Source organism: Acanthopleuribacter pedis, from assembly GCF_017377855.1.
GTDB classification, from domain to species: domain Bacteria; phylum Acidobacteriota; class Holophagae; order Acanthopleuribacterales; family Acanthopleuribacteraceae; genus Acanthopleuribacter; species Acanthopleuribacter pedis.
Genome location: NZ_JAFREP010000050.1, coordinates 19802 through 40654, shown reverse-complemented (window position 1 = coordinate 40654; position 20853 = coordinate 19802). Strand labels below are relative to the sequence as shown.

At 60.7% G+C, this 20853-nt stretch carries 6 protein-coding genes; 3 read left to right on the top strand and 3 right to left on the bottom strand.

Annotated elements, in window-relative coordinates; translation table 11 throughout:
* Positions 1-20: 20 nt before the first annotated feature.
* On the bottom strand, positions 21-884 hold the full coding sequence (locus tag J3U88_RS31960; protein WP_207863092.1) for a 3-hydroxyacyl-CoA dehydrogenase family protein: 864 nt from the start codon (positions 882-884) through the stop codon (positions 21-23).
* 106 nt (positions 885-990) lie between these two features.
* Entirely contained in the window at positions 991-13584 is a 12594-nt protein-coding gene (locus J3U88_RS31955; protein ID WP_207863091.1) for a non-ribosomal peptide synthetase/type I polyketide synthase, read from the bottom strand.
* 1702 nt (positions 13585-15286) lie between these two features.
* Between J3U88_RS31955 and J3U88_RS31950 the strand changes: the two genes are divergently transcribed.
* Positions 15287-17236, top strand: a complete 1950-nt coding sequence (locus tag J3U88_RS31950) for an NHL repeat-containing protein (RefSeq protein WP_207863090.1) — start codon at positions 15287-15289, stop codon at positions 17234-17236.
* Positions 17237-17440: 204 nt separating this feature from the next.
* A complete protein-coding gene (locus tag J3U88_RS31945; protein ID WP_207863089.1) occupies positions 17441-19015 on the top strand; it encodes a hypothetical protein in 1575 nt (524 codons plus the stop codon).
* A 200-nt stretch (positions 19016-19215) separates the two neighbouring features.
* Here J3U88_RS31945 and J3U88_RS31940 read toward each other — a convergent pair whose 3' ends face one another.
* A complete protein-coding gene (locus J3U88_RS31940) occupies positions 19216-19839 on the bottom strand; it encodes a glutathione S-transferase family protein (protein WP_207863088.1) in 624 nt (207 codons plus the stop codon).
* Positions 19840-19990: 151 nt separating this feature from the next.
* On the opposite strand from J3U88_RS31940, the gene J3U88_RS31935 reads away from it, so the two are divergent.
* On the top strand, positions 19991-20698 hold the full coding sequence (locus J3U88_RS31935; RefSeq protein WP_207863087.1) for a class I SAM-dependent methyltransferase: 708 nt from the start codon (positions 19991-19993) through the stop codon (positions 20696-20698).
* Positions 20699-20853: the final 155 nt, after the last annotated feature.

The window sequence follows — 20853 nt, the reverse complement described above, 5'->3', positions numbered from 1 at the left end:
GCCGGGGCGACGGTTTTCTGTTACTCGGCGTCGTCGTAGTCGTAAAAACCTTTTCCGTTTTTGCGGCCCAGTCGGCCCGCGGCAACCATCTCGCGCAACAAAGGACAGGGTCGGTATTTGTCGTCCTTAAACTCGTGATGGAGCACTTCCAACGAAAGCAGCACGGTGTCGACCCCGATCAAATCGGTGGTGGCGAGGGGCCCCATTTTGTGCCCGAAACAGCTCATGAACAGGCGATCAATGTCCTTGGCCGACGCGGCCACCTTTTCGTGCAGGCAAAAGATCGCCTCGTTCACGGTCAGCATCATGACGCGGTTGGTGATGAATCCCGGTGAATCGTTGACCACAATGCTCTGCTTGCCCATGCCCTCGATGAGGGCGCGGCAGGCGGCAAGGGTTTGCTCGGAGGTCGTGGGTGCGCGAATCACCTCCACCATCGGCATCAGGGGCACGGGGTTCATAAAGTGCATGCCGGCGACCCTGGCCGGATCGGCATAACATTTGGCGAAATGGGCGATGGGAATCGCGGAGGTGTTGGCCACGACCGGGGTTCCCGGCTTGAGGTTTTGGCTTAGGGTGCGGTGTAAGGCTTCTTTGAGCGCCCATTTCTCGGTGATGTTCTCAATCAAAAAATCGGCGTCATAGACGGCGCTTGCGTCGGCGGTTGCCTGGATGCGGCCCATGATGCCGTCGGCCTGTTGCTGGTCCATTTTGTGGAGTAGCTGGTACATGCGGATGTTTTTCTCAATGTTGGCTCGGGCGGCGTCGGCGCGGGTTTGGTCCACATCGACCAAGGTCACCTTGAAACCGGACGCCGCGAGCGCGTGGGCCACCCCGGTTCCCATCACCCCGGCCCCGAGCACACCAATCGTTTCTCTTGTCATGAATGCCTCTCTTTTTGGTTGGACGGAAGCACGCGTGTCGGCCGGTAGGCACCGGCCCGGACCACGAGGGTTCCCGTCATTCGTGAACTAATCTGTAGTTTTTTTGTTAGGTGGTTGTGTCGCGCGGGTCGCCGGCCTCGGCGATAAAGGCCCGCAGGTGATCGATGAAGGTGGCGGCCGCCCACGCGGCGGTTTCACGGCGATGGACCGCGCTGCTGTATTGCCAGAGAACACGCAGGCAACCCTGTTGGATCGAGCACATGACCACGGTTTGTTGCGGTCGTAGCAGTTCGGGCGCCCGTGTCGGCCCGTAGGTTTCGTGTTTCTCGGGATTCGGGTCGACATAAAACAGCGAGTCCTCGCTTGCAAGCGCGTCCATGCGACCGATGTAGTCCAGGTACACCTGGGGTTCGGGATGTCGGCGTAAGGCGGCGGTGCGTTGGTCGTCCGCGCGCAAGTAACGCAACACGGAATAAGCTTGGCCCTGATAACGCAGGCCGCGCATCTCCGCCTGGACGCGTTTGAGGCGGGCGGTGGGACTGCCGTTGCGGTCCACGGTGAAACGCATGGGGTACACGGTGGTAAACCAGCCGACGGAGCGGGTTAGGTCCATTTCATCGCCAAACAGGTTGCCCCGACCATGGCCTTCCAAACCAATTTGAACGTCCTCGTGGCCGCACCATTCGGCGAGGGTGGTCGTCAGCGCGGCAATCAAACATTCAAATACGCCGGCGCCCAGGGTGGGCATCACCCGCTCGACGAGGATGCGCGTTTCCGCCTCGTCCAGGCCGACCAACAGGGAACAGTCGGTGGCTTCGGTTTCCGGTTGGCCCGCCTCAAAATCGCGCGGGACGGGGACCGGCGGGGCCTGCGCGTGGTGTTGCCAAAACGCGGTTTCACCTGATTGAAACCAGTCGATGGTTTTGAGGCGGTCGGCATATTGGCCGGCGGGTGTGGTGGGCGGCGCAAGTTGGTGCGGGGTTCCCTGTTCCAGGCCGTGGATCAGGCTTTGCAAATCGTCGGCGAGGAATTGCAGCGACACCACATCCACAATTAAGTGGTGGACGATCCAAACGAGTTCATCCGCTTGGTCCGGCTGGTTGCGGAACAACACGGCTTTGAAAAGCCGGCCGGTGCTGATGTCGAAACTTTGGTGGATGCGGGTACCCACCGCCGTTTTTTCGGCATACCAGGCCTCGGGCGCGAAAGCGGAACCGTCCACCACGGTGAGCAGCTCGGGATCCGGGACCCTGGTGGGTTCTTGGCGCCAGGCCGCGCCGTCTTGAAGAAAGCGCATGCTAAGCGCGGGGTAATGGGCCACCAAGCTTTGCAGAGCACGGGCGATCAGGTCTGGTTCTTTGCGTTCACGCATGGCCAGGCTGACCACCATGTTGAAATGGTTCAGGTGTTGGGGATCCAAGTCCAAGAACCATTGTTGCAGCGGTGTCAGGCTTGCCGGGGGCTGGGCCGGCGCGGGGGCTTCCTGCGCCGGTACGCCTTCGCGCGTCGCCAGCAGTTGGTCGATGGTGGGATCGCCGACAAATTGGGCGGGCGACAGATGGATGTCCTGTTTGCGCGCCTTCGAAATCAGGTGAATGGTCAAAATGGAATCGCCACCCAATTCAAAGAAGCCGTCCTCGGGCCCGATGTCCTCGGGATCCAGTTCGAGCAGATCGCACCAAACGGCGAGCAGCTTTTGGTATTCGCTGTCTCGGTTTGCCGCCGGCAGGGCGCTATCTTGAACCTGTTCCACGGGTTGCGGTTGGTCAAGCGCGGTTTCGGCCAGCCGACGCCGATCAATTTTGCCGCTGGGTCCGCGCGGTAATTCGCGGTGGATGATGATGTTGCTCGGCACCATGTAGGCCGGCAGGAAGGCGGCGAGGTGGTCGTGAAGGGTTTGCTCGGAACTGGTAGCAGCCACGTGGGCGATGATCCTTGACCCGACCTGACCGACCTTGGCGAGCAGCACCGCGGCTTCTGAAACGGTTTCGTGTCTTTGCAGGACCGCCTCAATTTCACCCAACTCGATGCGGTAGCCGCGCAGCTTGATCTGCGCGTCCTCGCGACCCAAGTAATCCACCAGACCCGATTCGCGGTACACGCCGAGATCACCGGTTCGGTACATGCGCAGGCCGGGTTGGTCGGTAAAGGGGTCGGGTAGAAAGGCCGCGGCGGTTTTGGCGGGATCCCCGAAATAACCGCGGGTGACCGGCAGACCACCGACGTAAAGGGTGCCGGGCACACCGACCGGACAAAGCCGGTGATGGTGGTCCAAAATGTAGATACGCGCGTTGCTGATGGGGCGGCCGATCGCCGCGGCCTCGTCCGGGCTGTCGTGGCGATGGTTGTGGGCCAAGACATGAACCGAGGTTTCGGTCGGTCCGTACAGGTTGTGCAGGTTGGCCTTGAAACGGGCGAGGCACTGGTTGCGATGTTCGCGAGACAGGGCTTCGCCGCCGACAAAGAGGTCGGTTAAGCCGGCACAGCGGGCGGCGTCCGCATCCGTCAGTGCCGACAGCCAGGCGCCCAGCAACGAGGGCACCATCATCATGCCGGTCACCCGGTGTTTCTCGATCCAGGTCACCAGCTCGGCGGGGTCCGCCTCACCGGATTCGGGCATCAACACCAAGGTGGCGCCGCTGAGCAGGGGCCGGTAGAAACCCCAAACGGAGGCATCGAAGTGAAACGGCATGCGTTGCAGGAAACGGGTGTCGGGCCCGAACCCATAACCCTCGGCCATCGAATCAATGAGGTTGTCGGTATTGGCGTGGGTCACCGCAACCGCCTTGGGCACCCCGCTCGAACCCGAGGTGTACATGAGGTACATCAGGTTCTCGACGGAAACACCGGTGCGCGGCGCGCGGTCGCTCAAGCGCGGGATTTCGTCGGCAAGTTCCTCAAGCGTCACCACGGGAACCTCGGCGCCGTCAAAAGCGGCGGTGCGGGCTTGTTCCGCGATGATCAGCAGCGGGGCGGCGTCGTCCAGCATGTGACGGATGCGGCCGGGCGGTAGCTTGGGGTCGAAAGGCACGTAGGCCGCGCCGGCTTTGAGCACGGCCAGCAGTGCAACCACCAAGCTCCGCGAGCGCGACATACAGATGCCGATGCGCTGCTCGGGCGCCGCGCCCCGTTCGATCAGCCAATGGGCCAACTGGTTGCTTTGTTGTTCCAAGGCGCGATAGCTGCAGGTGCCGGATTGCGAAATCAGCGCCACCGCGTCAGGGGTCGCGGCGGCCTGGATTTCGAAGCGTTGGTGCAGGCAAAGCGGCGCGCGCGGGCGTTCGCTTTGGTTCCAGGTTTCCAGCAACAGGGCGCGTTCCGCTTGGGGGAGCCGGTGCATCTGATCGAGGGTGCGGTTCGGGTTGGCGGCAAAATCTTCAAGAATGGAGAGGTAGCGCGCCAGCATGCGGCGCATGCGCGGCGATTCGAAAAGATCGGCGCTGTATTCAAGCACCACATGGGCATCCTCACCGTGACGGCGAACGAACAAGGCGACATCCACCATCGACGCCCCGCGCGGCACATGCCGCGGCGCGACCGCGGTGGGTCCCCATTGTTGGCGGCCGGGCAATTCCTGATACCCGAACATCACTTGGAACAGCGGCGAATAGGCGAGATCCCGTTTCCAGGGCAAGCCGCGCACCAAGCGGTCGAAGGGCATGTCCCGGTTGTCGTAAGCGGCGGTCAGCGCGTCGCGAACCCGCCGCGTGATTTCCGTTAAATCAGGGTTGCCCGCCAAGCTGATTCGCAGCGCGGAGGTCTCGAACAGCAGGCCCACCATCGACTCGTATTCGGGCCGGTCGCGCAGGGTCACGGGTGTGCCCACCACGAGATCGGTTTCGCCGCTGTAGGCGTGGAGCAGCACCTCGAAGGCGGCCAACATGGTCATGTACAGCGTGGCGTTTTGGGCTCGGGCGGTGCCTTCCAGGGCGGTGAACAGGGCGGGCGGAATCGCCGCGATTTCCTCGTGGCCGATCCCGCTTAACCGATCCGGGCGGGGATGGTCGGTCGGGAGCCGGCACAGCGGCGGTCTGGTTTGAAAACGTTGGTTCCAATAGGATTCGACCTGGCCGAATTGGGCGGTGTTTAAGCGATGTTGATGGTACGCGGCAAAATCCGCGTAACTGCTGGGCAAGTCGCGCAACACCGGCGCCTGATCCTCGCTCCAGGCGCGGTAGCAAGCAGCCACTTCGTCGGTGAGCAGCGGCATCGAAAGCAGGTCGGACACGATGTGGTGGATGACCAACATGAGGATGTGCTGCTGTTCGCCGAAGGCGAGCAACCGGACCCGCATCAAAGGCGGCCGTCCCAGGTCAAAGGGCTCACGCACCAAGGCCTGAAGCTGCTCACGGTAGGCATCATCGCGCGCTTCGGCGGGAACCGCGCCAAAATCCAGGGTTTCCAGGTGCAGGGGTGCCTCAGCTTGGTAAACCACCTTGGGCGCGCCGTCCTCCTCCATAAAGGCCGCGCGCAAACTGTCGTGCCTGGCCACCACGGTCTGTAACGCGCGGGCCAGGAGCGCCGTGTCGAGGGGGCCCGTCAAGGTCAAAGCCGCCGCCATGTGGTAGCCGGGATTTTCCGGGCTGAGCTGGTGCAGGTACCACAGCCGTTCCTGAACCGGCGCGGGTTTGCCCGTGGTGGGCTGGGTCGTGGTCAGTTGGACCGGCGTTGCCGCGACAGCCGCGGCGGATGCCGAGACCGCTTCCGCCAAGCCGGCGACGGTGGGTTTCTCAAACAAACGCTGCATCGGCATGTGCAAGCCATAGGTGGTTTGCAGGCGGTTGAGGATTTGCACCCCCAACAGGGAGGTGCCGCCCAATTCCAAGAAATTGTCGTGGATGCCGACCCGGTCGACGCCGAGCACCTGGGCCCACATCGCCGCCAGCTCGGTTTCAATCGGGTTGCGTGGTTCGGTGAAGGGGGTCAGCAGGGCGGGGCGTTGGTGGGTTTGGGTTGTGCCTTGGGCGCCGGCGCCCAGGGCGCTTTGGCCGAGGTCGTTCACCAAACGCTGCAGGTATTCGGGACTGACCGGCATGGCGACCAGGTGGGGTTGGTCGCCGTTGACGGCACGGCGGAACGCCTCGGTGCCCTGTTCAAAAGAGATCCCGATTTGCTCGCGCAACATCCAGCTTTGCCGCTGCAATTCGGGTAAATCCTCCAACAGGTCGCTCTGCCATGCATCCCATTGCCAGGCGCCCCAGGAAATGGTGACCACATGGGTTTTGCCGGCTTGGGCCGCAAAGGCGTCCATGAAGGCATTGGCGGACGCGTAACTCGATTGGCCCACGGTGGGTACCACGGAGAAGGCGGAACCGAACAAGGCGATGAAATCCAAGTTTTGATCGGCCGTGCGTTGCGCCAGGATTTTGGTGCCGGACACCTTGGCGGCAAGGACCGCGGCCGCCATCTCGCGGTCGTGGCGTTGCAGCAGGGCGGCGCCCGCGACACCGGCGGCGTGGACGATGCCGTTTAACCCGCCGAAGTGGGAATCAGCCTGGGCGAACACCCGCGCCATGGCGGCGGCGTCGGCCACATCGGCGGCGCAGGCCAAGACTTTGCCACCCAAGGCTTCAATTTTTTCTACCGTGCGAATGCGCGCGGCTTCTTTGCTTTGGGGGTCCTCGTTCAGGATTTGTTGCCACGAAGCGCGTTGCGGGACCTCGGAGCGACCGACGAGCACCAATCGCGCCTGGTACTGTTCCGCGAGGAAGCGGGCCATGGCCGCGCCGATCCCGCCCAGGCCGCCGGTGATGAGGTAAACGCCTTGGTGGCGGAACCGGGTCGCGGCATCATCGCCCGTTTCGGGCGTGGCCGCGAGTGGGTTCAGGGCAAAGTGTCGTTGGCGGAGTTCCCCGTCGCGCAGCGCGAGCGGGCTCTGGTGGGCCTGCTCGCCGTGGCGGATGACGGCGTCCACCGCGGCTTCCGGCGCTTCGTCGTGTGGCGCAAGATCGAGGTGAATCGCTTGGGTGATCCCCTGCTCAAGGGGGAGCACTTCGACCAAACCACTCGCGAGCGCGCCCTCGGGACAGGTGGTGCCGCGCCCGTCGGCGTCCCAAGCGCCGCGGGTGACCACGACCAGCCGCGAAGTCGCGCCGGCACCATGGTTTGCAATGGCTTGGCACAGTGAGAGCAGGCGGTAAAAACACCATTCTTCCGCCTCGTCCGGCGTGCCGCGGTCTGTTTCCTTTGCGCCTGATGGGTCCGTTGCGGCCTTCAGGCCCCACAGATAAACCACGACGTCCGGGGATCGCTTGTGTTCCGCGAGCGCTTTGAAAAGGCGCGCGTGGTGCTCGGCGTCGTCGGGCGAGAGGTGCACCGAGGCCAGTTCGGGATCCAGCGCAAAATCGCCGGGATGCACACAACAGACCGCCCAACCATCGGCGCGGTAACGGTCAATCACTGCTTGGCTTAAGGCGCCGCCTTCGCTGTAAACGAGGGCTTGCTTGGATCCTTGCGGGGTTTCGGCAGGCGTGGGTTCCACCTTTTGCCAGACCGGCCGATAGAACCATTCTTCCAGCGGTCGGGTTGCAAGCGGCTCGTCGCCGCCGGCCAATGATTGTTTGAGCCGTTCCGGGGTGCTGAAATCGGGCCCACCCTCGAACCAAAACCGCGATCGTTCGAACGGATAGGTCGGCAGGGAAAGGGTGCGGCGCTTTTCGCCTTGGTACAGGGCGGGCCAATCAATCGCAAGCCCCGCCAGCCATAATCGGCCCACGCTGTGCAGCCAAAAGGCGTTGTCGGGTAAGCGGTCGTAGCGGTTCCGAATCGAAGGGATAACCTGCTGACGGTGACCGCTCGCGGCGCGGAACTGCTGGTGGGCGAAGGTTGTCAACGCTTGACCCGCGCCGACCTCGAGCAAAACCGTGGGGTGCTCCGCGACCAGCGCCGCGAGCCCCGCGCTGAAGCGAACCGGCGAGCAAAGGTGGCGCGCCCAGTAGTCGGGCGAAACGGCTTCCGCGTCGGTGATCCAGGTCCCGCTGGTATTGGAGATGAACGGCAGGGTGGGCGGTTTGAGATCGACCGCGGCAACCAGGTCGCGCAGTTGCGCCGCGGCCGGTTCCAGCATGCGGGAGTGGTAGGCGTGGACCGCGGCAATGCGGGTAAAGCCGATGTCGTCCTCATCAATGCGCTGCTCAAACCGGTCCAAGGCGTCCACGGGTCCGGCCACCACGCAGAGGTTGGGCGCGTTAATCGAAGAAACGTCGAGTTCCTCGCCCAGCAGGGGTTGCAGCTCGGTTTCGCTCAGTTGGACCGCGCAGACGCCCCCCTCGGGACAGGCATCAATCAGGCGCGCCCGTTTGGCGACCAAGGCCGCGGCGTCCTCCAGGCTGAGGACGCCCGCAAAATGGGCGGCGACCCACTCGCCGACGCTGTGCCCGATCATCACGGCCGGTTCAACACCCAGGGACAGCCACAGTTTGGCCATGGCGTAATCCACCGCGAAAACAATGGGTTGCGCATAACAGGTTCGCCGCAGCAGCGTGTCGGCCGCGCTCGGCTTTTCACGGTGGGCACCCAACATGGCGCGCAAGTCGATGCGGTCGGCCGAACCGCCGGCGACGGGTTCGGCGGCCTCGCCGTCCTCGCTAAAAATCAAGGACATCGGGTCGCGGTCCATGTGGGGCCGCAGCAGTGCGCAGCAATGGGTCAAGGCTTCCGCAAAGACAGGTCGCGTTTGGAACAGTTCCCGCGCCATGTCCGGGTACTGGTCGCCGACACCGGAAAACATAAAGGCCACGCGGGGTTGGAGCCCTTCGACCACCGCGCTCAACAGGCGGGCGGGATCGCGCATTTCCAAAACGTCCAGCGCGTCATCGCGGTCGGAAACGACCGTGAATCGGCGGCAGGCCATCGCCGACCGGCCGTTTTGTAAGCTGTGGGCCACATCGGCAATCGCGTCCTCGGCTTGATCCAGCAAATGATCGCAGAGTTTCCCCGTCAAGGTTTCCAGGGCGACACTGCCCGCCGCTGAAAGGGGTAAGAGGTGGTGGTTGTGTCGGCTGGGTTGGGGCGGAACCGGCTCCGCTTCGCCCAAGACCACGTGGACATTGGTGCCGCTGAAGCCGAAGGCGCTGACCCCGGCGTAGCGGGCTCGCGGACCGCGTGGCCAGGCTTCGCCGGCGCGCGCCGGCCGGACCTGAAGGTTGTCCCAGGGAATGCGGGGATTGGCGGGTTCGCTGTGCAGGGTCGGCGGAATCTGTTCGTGTTGGACGGCCAACACCGTTTTGATCAGGCCCGCCATGCCCGCGGCCGCCTCGGTATGACCGATGTTGGTTTTGACGGAACCGATGATGAGATCCTGTTCGCGACCTTGGCCGCATACCTCGGCCAAGGCCTCGACTTCGATGGGATCGCCGATGGGGGTACCCGTGCCGTGGCATTCGACGTACTGCAGATCAGCGCCGTCGCACCCGGCGTTTTGCAGGGCTTGGCGGATGACCGCCTGTTGTGCTTGGCCGTTGGGTGCGGTCGGGCCTTGGCTGCTGCCGTCTTGGTTGGCGGCGGACCCGTGAATGATTGCGAGGATCGGGTCGCCGTCCCGTTGCGCATCGCGCAGCCTTTTCAAAACCACGACGCCGCATCCCTCGGAACGGACATACCCGTCGGCGGCCGCGCCGAAGGTGTGACAGTGTCCGCTGGGTGACATCGCGTTCAAACGGCTGAAGTATACATTGACGTGGGGGGACAGGATCGCGTTGACGCCGCCCGCCAGGGCCATGGTCGATTCACCCGTCCGCAGGCTTTGGCAGGCCAGGTGGACCGCCGTCAAACCCGAGGAACAGGCCGTGTCGACCGGCATGTTGGGGCCTTGCAACCCCAGCAGATAACTAATTCGCCCGACCGAGGTGCTGTGCGCCGTGCCCAGCAGCGAAAAACCCGTGATTTGGTTGGGATCGTTTAACACCAAGTTTTGGTATTCGCTGGTCGAGATCCCCATGTAGACGCCCGTGCGGCTACCCTGTAATTGTTGGGGCGCCATGCCCGCGCGTTCCAAGGCCTCCCAACTGCATTCCAGCAGGAGGCGTTGTTGGGGATCGATGTAGGGCGCTTCCTTCGGCGATATGCCGAAAATGCCCGGTTCGAATTGGTCGATGTTGTTGAGAAACCCGCCCCACCGGGTCGTGCATTTGCCGGGTTGGTTGGGGTCGGGATCGTACCAGGCATCCGCGTCCCAGCGATCCGCGGGAACCTCCGTGATCAGGTCGGCCCCCTCGGCCAATGCCGCCCAATAGGCTTCCGGTGTCTCGATGCCGCGGGGAAAACGGCACGCCATGCCGACCACGGCGATGGGTTCGTCCACCTGATAAGCCGGCGCTATTGCTGCGGCGGGAAAAGCTTGGTCGATAAAGTGCAGGGTGTCGGCGACGGTTGCCTCAACGGTCTCTACCGCGTGCCAACTCCCGATAAACCAGCTCCTTCGCTTGCCCTGACGCGCCGCGATTTGATCGAGCACGGCGAAATGCTTGGTGCGTAGGTGGGGGAACATCCGCCAGCGGTAGTGGGCTAAGGGTTCACCGGGTTCGCCGCCGTAAAGACGCAAACCCGCTAATAATTGTTCCTCGAGTGTTGCTTGGTCCAAGTCCCCAAAGCGACCCGGCTCCGAACCGTACTGGGCGGTAATAAACACATTGTCGTCTGGGCTGACCCGGCCGTAACTAATCAGTCTGCCGTTGTAAAACGAGGTATCCGGGTCGGGGAGCATCAGCCAATCCGAGGGCAGGTTGTCCACGCGCAGGGCTTGCACCATGTAGTCGTAATAGTCAAAGGCTTGCCAGAGTTTTTGTTCTTCCGCGTCGGTGTCCAGCAGCTCGGCGATCCGATAGGGTGGACAGGCCAGCACGACCTCGTCACACTGAAGGTCGCCCCCGCCTTCTAGATCGATGCGCACCCCTTCCTCACCGCGGTGGATCGCTTTCACCGGCGTGTTGGTTTGGACGGAAATGCCCCATTCGGCCAGTTTGGTCGCAAAGTCAATCCATAAACTCCGGTTACCTTGTTTGGCAGCGAAGGCCGGGGTGAGCGGCAACACGTTCCTCATATAGATAATGAGGTAATAAATCGGGATGTCCTCGGTGGCGGCGCCGTAGCCAAAACCCTCCCAAAACAACCGCACCGCATCCGGCACCTCGGTGAGGTGGTGCTTGGCCAACCACGTCCGCGAGGATTCGCTTAACGCGGGGGTGATTGGTAAGGGGAGTTGGAAACCCGGTTCCAGGCCCGCCGCATCCAGCACCTTTTGCCACCAGATCGAGCCGTTGTCGATATCCAGGTAGGCCAACTTTTCGGTGTCTGGATAGAAAATCAAATTGGTGATTACCCGAAAATCAATCTCGCCGAGTACTTCTTGGAGCATGTTGAGGCTGGCCCGGTAATGGTCACAAAAAATGACCTGGCCCATGTCGACGGGCGTTTCGCCAATTTGGGTGGTGCAAATTTTGCCGCCGACTTGCGGGGCTGCTTCCAGGACGGTGATCTGTCGGTGACCGTTTTTGTAAAGTTGGTAGGCAGCGGTGAGGCCCGCGCAGCCGCCGCCCACAATCACGATACGGCCGCGGCCGGGATCCATCGCACCCGCGACCGTGCGTGCACCACGCGCGGATTGTGCGCCCGGCGCGGAATCGCTGGGCGTGTCGCTGAGCACGCGCGCTAACTGGTTGATACTCGGGTGGTTAAACAGCGTGGCCGGCGACAGTTTGCGATCCAGCAATTCCTCGAAACGTTCGGTGAGGGCCATCGCTTGAATCGAGCTAAGGCCCTGGTCCTGAAGCGGCTTGTTTAGATCGACCGCCTCGGCGGACAAGGCCAAGGTCTCCGCCGTCATTTGGCGCAACAGCAGCGTCAGGGTTTCGTGTCGTGAAGCCGGCGGCGCATCTTTCCAACGGGTGAGCGCTTGCTGGATGTCCTGTTCGTTGCCTTCATCGGTGATGCCCCCGTCCAGCGGCATCGCGTCCGAGAATTCGGCCGCGCCGTGGGTGTTCAGTTGGCCCGCCGCGTAGGCCGTGCTGCAGGCATGCCGCTGAACCTTACCGCTGGTCGTTTTCAGGACAGCCCCGGGTGGACCGACCAGTACCGCCGCGCACGGCAGTTTGTGGTCTTCCAAAATACGTTGGCGAACCGCGGCAATGATTGTTTCAATAAGCGCTTTGGTGGGTTTCTTGTCCGAGGTTTCCACCAAAATGGCGAAGCGATCAGGGTCACCGGAAGGGCCTTGTACCCCGAAGGCAACCACCCCGCCGGGACGGATCGCCGCGTGGGCGTCGCGCGCGCTATCCTCTAAATCTTGGGGATAGACGTTACGGCCGGCAACAATTAACAGGTCTTTGAGGCGGCCGCAAATGAAGAGTTCTCCATCGACCAGGAACCCCATATCGCCGGTTCTCAAAAACGAGCGATCCCGCGTACTTCCCTTGATGCGCGCATGAAACACGTCCTCGGATAGCGCCGGTTTGCCCCAGTAACCCTTGCCCTTGCTCTCCGAATCGATCCAAATTTCGCCAACCCCGTTCGGCGGGCAGAGCTGCTGGGTTTCGGGATCGACGATGCGCACACAAAAATCGTCGGTTACCGGCCCGCAACTGTAAAGCACACTGGTTTGGGCGTCGTCGACACAGGCTTTGCTTTTCTGGACAAGGCGATCTCGTTCCAAAGGCTCGCGATGGAAGCCGTGCACCAAGCGACCGCCGATGGTGACACCCACCGTCATTTCGGCCAAACCGTAGGCCGGGTAGAAGGATTCGCGTTTCAAACCCTGGGGCGCAAAGGTTTTATAAAAAGCTTCCACCGTGGCGTGGTTGATCGGTTCCGCCGCGCAGTTAATGACCTCCACATGGCTTAAATCCCAACCGGCCCGCTCTTCCTCCGTGGTTTTTTGGACGGAAACGGCGAGGCCGAAGTTGGGCGTCGCCGCGTGGGTTCCGCGGTAGCGACTCATTGAGGCCAACCAAATGCCGGGCCGTTTGATAAAACTCAGCGGCGACATCATGGTCAGCGCGCAGGTCCCGCACATCACGCTGAGGATGCAGCCGATTAACCCGAAATCATGGTATTGCGGGACCCAACACACCGCGCGTGCCGCGTCGTGGATCTTCATCGCTTTTTTATTGAACCCAAACTGGTGCAACAAGTTCGCATGGGTCACCATCACGCCCTTGGGGTCCGAGGTCGAACCCGAGGTGTATTGCAACAGTGCAAGGTCCTCGAGCCGTGGCTGCACGTCCTTGGCCGCGTCAAAACTTCCGGGTTTCATTTTGTCGACCGTGACCCAGGTGAGGTCGGGCAGCCCGCTGCCACCTTTGCGGTAAAAGTTTTTGATCCCGCTCAGGCGCCGTACCCGATCATAGGTGCGGTTGGTCAGCGCGACCGAGGCGCCGCAATCCGCCACAATTTTGGCAAAACCCCGCATGCCGCGGTCGGCGCGCATTGGGTTGGGCGGGTATACCGGAACGGCAATCGCGCCCGCGTACAGGCAACCGGCCAGCGCAATCGCAAAATCGGGGCCGGGCGGAAATACCAAAAGCACCCGGTCACCGGGCCGGACCTGGTGTTTTTCCCGCAAAAAGCCGCTCAAGGCGGCGCCCAGTTGATTGAGTTCGCCATAGGTAAACGAGCGCTCAATGTCGCCGTGTTCATCGAGGTAGTCGATAAACGCCGTTTCGGGGTTTTGCAGGCCTTGTTCAAGAAACAATTTCAATGCGGTCATGTCATGCGCTCCATAAGGGCCGGTTTTTGGCAAACGACCGACCTGTCGACGAACTTCATCTCACCGGCGCCTTAGCCCGCATTACTCGGTCGTGCCGGCTTCGTCGTAGCGCTGCTACACCGAATGGTCGGACCCCGCGCCGTCTCTCGGTCGTAATCTTCGTACTCACAACGCGGCACAGCCGCTTCAATGCGCGCGCCGGTTTCCAGAACAAATCGAGGGTGCGCGGGCTAAACCCGGCGTCGGCCGTCAACTTCCATGGGTTGACTTGATATCAGGATTAAGCTCAGAGGGCGGTAAGAACAGGTGTTTGGGAATGGTTTGTGAAAAATCGTTTGGGCGTGTCATGAAAGCATTTCGCCACCACGGGTTAAGAAGGGGCCGACACAACGGGGTTGCGCCGCCAACCCAAGGGCGCGAAGCGGGGAAAGGTCGATGATGACCGCCACCGTCGTTTGCCGTGCAGCATCCCAGACGCTGACGCCTGGGTAGAGGTACGGCCTGGGAGAATGAGCGGGGTTAAACCAGACACCGAACGTGGCTGACTGGATGGAAAGGGGATTGGGTGTGGCGGTCGGTGGGCATCTCGTGGTGTTGATGGATGGGTTGCAAGCTTGGCGCAACGCTTACGGTGACCCCAGCCATGCCGAATCGCGATCCATACCCCGCGAAAATGCGGATTGGGACCGTCCGCAAAAGGCGTATCAGAGGCTGGCGCAGAATCGACCGGGTGCGTGTGCTGGAACGGGTGCGAGGGGAAAACATGAAAACTCCAAAGTAAAAGGCGCGGCGTTCCTCGGATGGGACGAACCCCACCACGAGAGCGGGAACCAATCAAAACACCGATGATTGAGGACAGGATAAGCTAGGGCGGATAAAGCAGCTAGTTTTTTTTGGATGAACAGGTTTTTTTGTTTTTCGAGGTTGTTTTATTTTGTGCTGATTTTGTTGCATTAGGTATTAGTTTTCGACGCTTGGTTTTGGTTCAAGCTTTTTGGGTGGTGTTGTCGGCGGGAAACCGTGTCAAAGGAGCGTGCACCCCAAAGGTCACCGCCGGCGTTGTTAAGGGATTAAAGATTGCGGATGGGCGTAGACCTCGTGTAGAGGGGCGCCTAAGCCAGGTAAGACCTACCATTCGAAGTGCGCCCTTGTCGAACAAACAGAGCGGTGTGGGTCCGCTGGATGCCGGACCTCGGCGTTGCTAGGAACAGGTGGAACCACGGTGGGCACCTATCCCAACATGCAGTTGACTGTTTTGAAAAACTCCTTCCTCTGAATCGCACCTGAAAGGACAAGAGGCAGAATTGCGGTGTTGCGGAATGGTCTCGAAAGCACGCTGTTCTCTGGTTGTGTATTCTGGCAGGGAAAGTTGAAGAAATTTTGGAGGAAATAGGGAGATTCGCGAAAACTTTTCGGGGACGGTCTGTTGACGGGATGGTAACCCTACCTTGACGGCTCTTCAACCTAAGGTGCATTGTTAGCTTTACTTTTAATAAGCTGAAAATAATGAGGTTGTTGAGGGGGTTCGGATTCTAGACCGATTGTGAAACGGTGGGCGGCACAACCCCAACCCGCTTTGAGGTGAGCCTACATTTCTCACAAGGTTTTCAGCTTGTCGCGACGCATTCTGGGGAGAAATGCGGGTTAGGTTTTCGCTACAATTACCCCAGTTATCGCGCTTCTTCGGTACGAGGTCACAGCCATGATCCATTTCCAAAAAAATCCCGTACTTTTCATTGCCTTCGTGCTTGTCGGGGTCGGGTTTGTCGCCTCAGCCCTGTTCTGGAACCTCGCCGGCTTTTGGGCGCGCGGCGTCCAACCGCCCACGCTCGGTTATGGCGACAACCGCATTTACCTGGCCTCGGATCGCGCAATCACCGTGTTGGACGCAACCGGGAAACACCAGTTCTCGGTGCCCGTCGCCGAGTTGGGTTTGGGTCGCGCCCGCGCTGTCCACGGCCTCGCCGACGATAAGGTGCTGCTAAGTTATGCGGGGGATGTGCTCGCGTGCGATCTTCCCAACCGCACCTGCCGAACCCTGATCCAAAACGCAACCCAAGCAAGCATGCGCGGCGCCGGTAAGGTCACCCTTCGCCAAAAGGGCGATCTGATTTTTGTGGCTGAATCGCGCAAACCAAAGATCGCCGTCTACCAAAACGGTCGCCTGACCGGCAGCATCGACGGCGGCTCGCAAAAGCTTCGGCAACCCGCGCACATGCTCTGGGACCCAGCCGGCAATTTGGTGGTTGCCGATGCGCGCACCCGCGTCATCCGTGCCTTTCGCGCCGACAGCGAAAGCCCCGGCGAACCGGTTTGGTCGCTGACCATCTCGACTGATTTGTTGGATGGGGAACACCTTTATCCCATCGAGATCGCTGCCGGCGGCGAGGCATCCTGGTGGGTTGTGTTGCGGCATTTTGGGGATCGCGACAGCGCTTTTTCGAAACGGCTGCTTCAGACGTTATGGCAAAACCACCAACCGGCCGACGCGCTGCTGATCCTTGATGACCAAGGGCGGGCCGTCAAACGGGTGTCCATACCCGAGGGGACTCGGCCGAGCCGGCTCATTCCCATGGCGCGCGGCATCTTGGTCGTGGATTTTGCCGGGCGACAGTTCGTGCCGGTTGGCTACGACGGGGCGCTGCTCGAGGATGTCCACGCGCCTGATCTATTTGCGCACCTCAATGCCTACCAACAGGTTGTCGCCCGGTACCAACGCCTTCAGCGTTTCAGCTTCGCGGGCGTCATCCTCTCCCTATTCCTGTTTTCCGTTGTCATGATCCTCGCGGGCCCGCGCGAGCGCCAAGCCGCGGGGTCCGCAACGGGGAAAGCCGCGCAAGCCTCCGGTGCAAAGGTATACCGTTATCCCGAAATCGATCAACGTCTCGGCTCGCTGCTTTGGGTCGCCGCCCCACTCCTGGTTTTTTGGGTGATTACCCTGGCTTGGACCCGGGAGGACGGCGGCGCTTTTGGGTTCGTTGTGATGCTGAACCTCGCCATTGACGTCGCCGTGTTGTTGCCGGTGGCCGCGGTCCGGCTTTATGCCCGGCGCCGAAACGCGATTCGGGTCGCGCTGACCGAAACAGGCATCAGCTACCAAAACCACAAGGAGCGCGGGGAAATCGGTTTTGCATCCATCGAAACAATCACCTTTGATCGGTTTTTCTTGCCCGGCCTGCTCTCGATTACCAGCGCTTCGAGAACGATCAGCTTCGGTATGGGCTTGGAACAGGGCGCCGACTTTTTTAATGAACTAAAGGCGGCACTAAAACACCACGGCCCGGCCGGCGGCTATGACCAAACCAAGCTGGAGCGGCTTACCAAGCGGATGATTCTTGGCGGAATTCGAAAGAAACGACTCAATCCTGCCAACTTTTGGGCATTGGCCATAAACAGTCTGTTCGCATTGTCGGGTTTCGCCTTCATTTCCGATTACGGGCGCCTGTTGTTTTGGTGCCTGGGTGCGTTGATGACGGCACTCCTTGTTTGTGCCGCAATCGAAATTCGCAAAGAAAGGGACCTGAGCAAGCAGATGCAGGACGATCCCCCGTCGCCCGAGGACGTGGCTACGGTCAAAAAGGACATAAAACAGGTGGTGATCGTCAGCACGCTCGTTTATCTTGTGGCGGTCGCGGCCGTTGTTTTTTCCTAAGCTGTCCCAACGATGGAAGCTTTTGTGCGATTCTGGTTTTTTCTTGAATCACGAACCGGTGGTTCGCGGTGAGGGGTTTTGTGGGCGAGCGCTAGGACCGAAACGGTTGGAAGGGAGGTTGGTGTGGAGGGATGGTTCCTTTATCTTCTGTTGACCTACTTTCTGATCATTTTTTTTCGCCGTGGCGATGCATCGGAAAAGCCCTTGCCTCGGCCGCATGGAACCAAACCCAAGGGTTATATTCAACCGGGAACGGCTTGGATCGAGGACGCGATGGACCAAGTCGGGATTGCGTCGCGGGGGGCACCTGTTCCCGGTCTTCCCGAAGCTTTCGTGCGTTACGAGGTGGAGCGGGACGCGATTGGCTTGCCGCTTTCTGAAGACCATTGGATTCAAGGCAAACCTAAGCACCAGCCCTACGGCGATGTTTTTTGGGTTCACGTGGAATGCAATAATTTTATGTTGGACGGGTTAACGCTGACACCGCGACGCTCCTTGAGCCAAGCAAACCCGCCGGCCGAAGGGGCTTGTTTTCGGGAGGTTTTTGATGTGACAGGCTTGCAGCAACCGGATGTGGCCGCCATTTTTACACCGGTGGTTCGCGCCCTGCTCGTCGGCGTTCCGCTGTGTCACATTGTTAAAGGCCGCTGTCGGTTCCCCACCGTTCATGCCATGTTCACCGCTGCTTATGCGGCCGAAGGCGCGGCCCTCATTGAATCGGATTGGCGACGGGTACGCGCCTTTCTCGACCATCTCCAGTTCCCCGAGCCGGTTTTGGTGCGCCTGTTCTTGATGGCGGCGCTTGATCCCGATCCCTGGTTTCGTCGCCAGGCCGCGACCCTCTTTTTTAAACAATTGCGTGGGATTGAATGGGTCGACCGCCTTCGGCCCGATTGGCCGGCGGCCTTTCGCCGCGGCACCTTGCAGCGACTCGCCGACTTGCCCTCTGGCTACCAAGAACGGAAACCGGCCGATTTGTTTGAGGCGGTCGCACCCTTGCTCCACCATCCCAAGGCCCAACCCGAATTATTTGATCCTGGTGGATCCGCGGTGGCCGGCCGTGATTTTTTGAACCGCCCATTGCAAGCCGAGGATCTGTCACTTGAGGCTTGGCTGGTGGCGGCGATTCTGTTCCCGGAACAGGTTCGCGCTGATTTTTTTGCGGCGTGGCTTCCCGCGCTCGACGACGGCACGGCTTTTTTGTGGGAAGACCTGTTGCATTGGTTGCCGCCGCACACGGTTGATGCGCTTTTGCCGGGACTGCTCGAAAACGCCTCGGTGCGGCCCCAGGTTTTTCGTTTGTACTTGGACGGTCATGAATCGCGGTTGGATCACCTGGCTCGGATTTATTTCGAAACGCAAGACCGGGAACTTCAAAACAGCATTTTGCAACATTTTCGCGTGAGCGAGGATCCGCGTTTACCGGATTTGTTGCGCCGAGCCTTGCCGCTGATGCTTGAAGCCGGTTACGACGACGCCGCGGGCCAAACGGGGTTAATCGAGATGTTCCTCGGGTTGAGCATGGTGGGTGAACTCGGCGATTTAGCCTTGATTGAAAGGGCTCGTGCCCATTGTTCGAGCGAGGCGGCGATCCAAGCCTATGAACATTGCCGTCGAGCCATTTTGGCCAGGGAGGGGACGGCCCATGATGGGTCGCTTTCGCTGGTAACGCGAGAGGCGGATCAGGGTGCGCTCTCGTTGCCGGAGACCCACGCCGGTGAACTCAGCCGGCTGTCGCAACCGGGATCGGCCTCCCCGGATCGAGAATTGGATGCTTGAGCCCGCTTGGTTGAAACCCAGGCAGCGCTGTCGTTTCGCGCGTATGAAAACGAATGGATATGTTTTTTAACCCTAAGGTGTACGGTTCGGGTGGATGCAATCGTACACATATCGGCGCAGGACGCGCCGAGGGTTCGTGCGAAACCTGTTGGTCAAAGCGGACCTGGATCGCGTGCGACCGTACCCCCCAAGTGTTGGATCTAATCGTTTGGCGCAACGGTGATCTTGGGGTCGAACGGCGCCAGGGGATGGGATGCCCTAATGACCGCGCTTTGGGATCGCTTGGCGACGATGTCCCGAAGCTGAGGATAGGGCAAGGTCACCGTTTCGTAGAGGTCGAGGTGGTCCCACATACAAATCAGGTGAAAGTCGGCATAGGATGGTTGGGTCGCTTGGAAAAGGGAAATGTGGTCTTCCAGCCACCTCAAGCCATGGCGAATCCCTTGTTCCGCCTTCTGGAAATAGGCGTGGGGTTTGGGATCGAGCCCGGTGCGCGCCGCGAGGATGAGCTTGACCTCGTTGGCCATGATGTTGTTCATGACCGCTCGTGCGTTGAGGATGTCCGGCTGTTGGGTGTTCACCCCGAAACGGTCCGCCGGATCGAGCTTGCGGGTTAGGTAGCTCGCGATATGATCCGATTCCAATAAAACCACGCCGTCGTCCTCAAGGACCGGGACCTGCATCGCGGGGTTGTGGTGGAATTGGGTTGGGTCGGCGGTTGCGACATTGCCGACGTCGATTAATTGGTAGGGCTGTTCCCAGTGGTCGAGCAGCAGGCGGATCTTGCGCGAGAAATGCGACTTGGGCGTCGCGAAAAGTTTCATGAAAAACCTCATTCGATTGGGGACTGTTACCTGGGTATACGTCCGCGGGTGGCCTGAGTTTAAACCCGTTGCCCGCGGCATGCGTATGGTTAATGATATCTTGATCTCGTTTACGTGATAAATCGGTGCCCACACCACCAAGGAAGGAACCATGAAGCAAACCGAGGAAACAAAACTTTTTGACGAACAACACGCGGGTCGGTATGACCGTGAATTTGCCGCCGTCGCCCCGCTCAAGGATGCGATGCACCTCATTACGCGTTTTGTGTTGGCCGACGCGCCCGCCAATGCCCGCGTTTTGTGTGTCGGCGCGGGTACGGGCGCCGAGTTACGCTATCTCGCCGCCCTATTCCCGGATTGGACTTTTACCGCGGTGGATCCGACGGCGGCGATGTTGCGCCGCTGCCACGAGGCCTGTGACAAGGCGGGTATTTTGGCGCGTTGCCGGTTTCACGAGGGGACTTTGGATACCCTCGAGGATGAAACGCCCTACGATGTGGCCACCTCGGTTCTTGTTTCGCACTTTATCTTGGAACGGTCCGCGCGGGTGGCCTTTTTTGCCGAAATCGCGCGCCGTCTCCGCCCCGGTGGCCGGCTGGTTTCCGCCGACATCTGCGCGGATACAGCGGGCGCCGATTTTGACGGATTGTTCGGCGTTTGGCAAAACATGCACCGGTTTCTGGGCAAAAACGAAGCGGAAGTGACCGGAATGCTGCCGATGTTGCGGGAGAAAGTCGCCATTCTGTCTCAGGAGGAAATCGCCGCGCTGATGGTGGAAGGCGGGTTTAGCCAACCGGTTCCCCTATACCAGGCGATGATGATGCGTGCCTGGAGCGCCCGCCGCGCGGGGGGTCGGTAGGCGCAATTGAAGACGGTCCCGCGCGTTTTTTCCTAGCCCGCATTTCTCACAAGGATTCGTCGCGAGAAGCAGAAAGCCTTGTGCGTCATGGGGGCTCGGCATACGCGAAGCCCCATTCGCAATTTGGACTGGGCAAACCTGGCCGAGGATTGGGG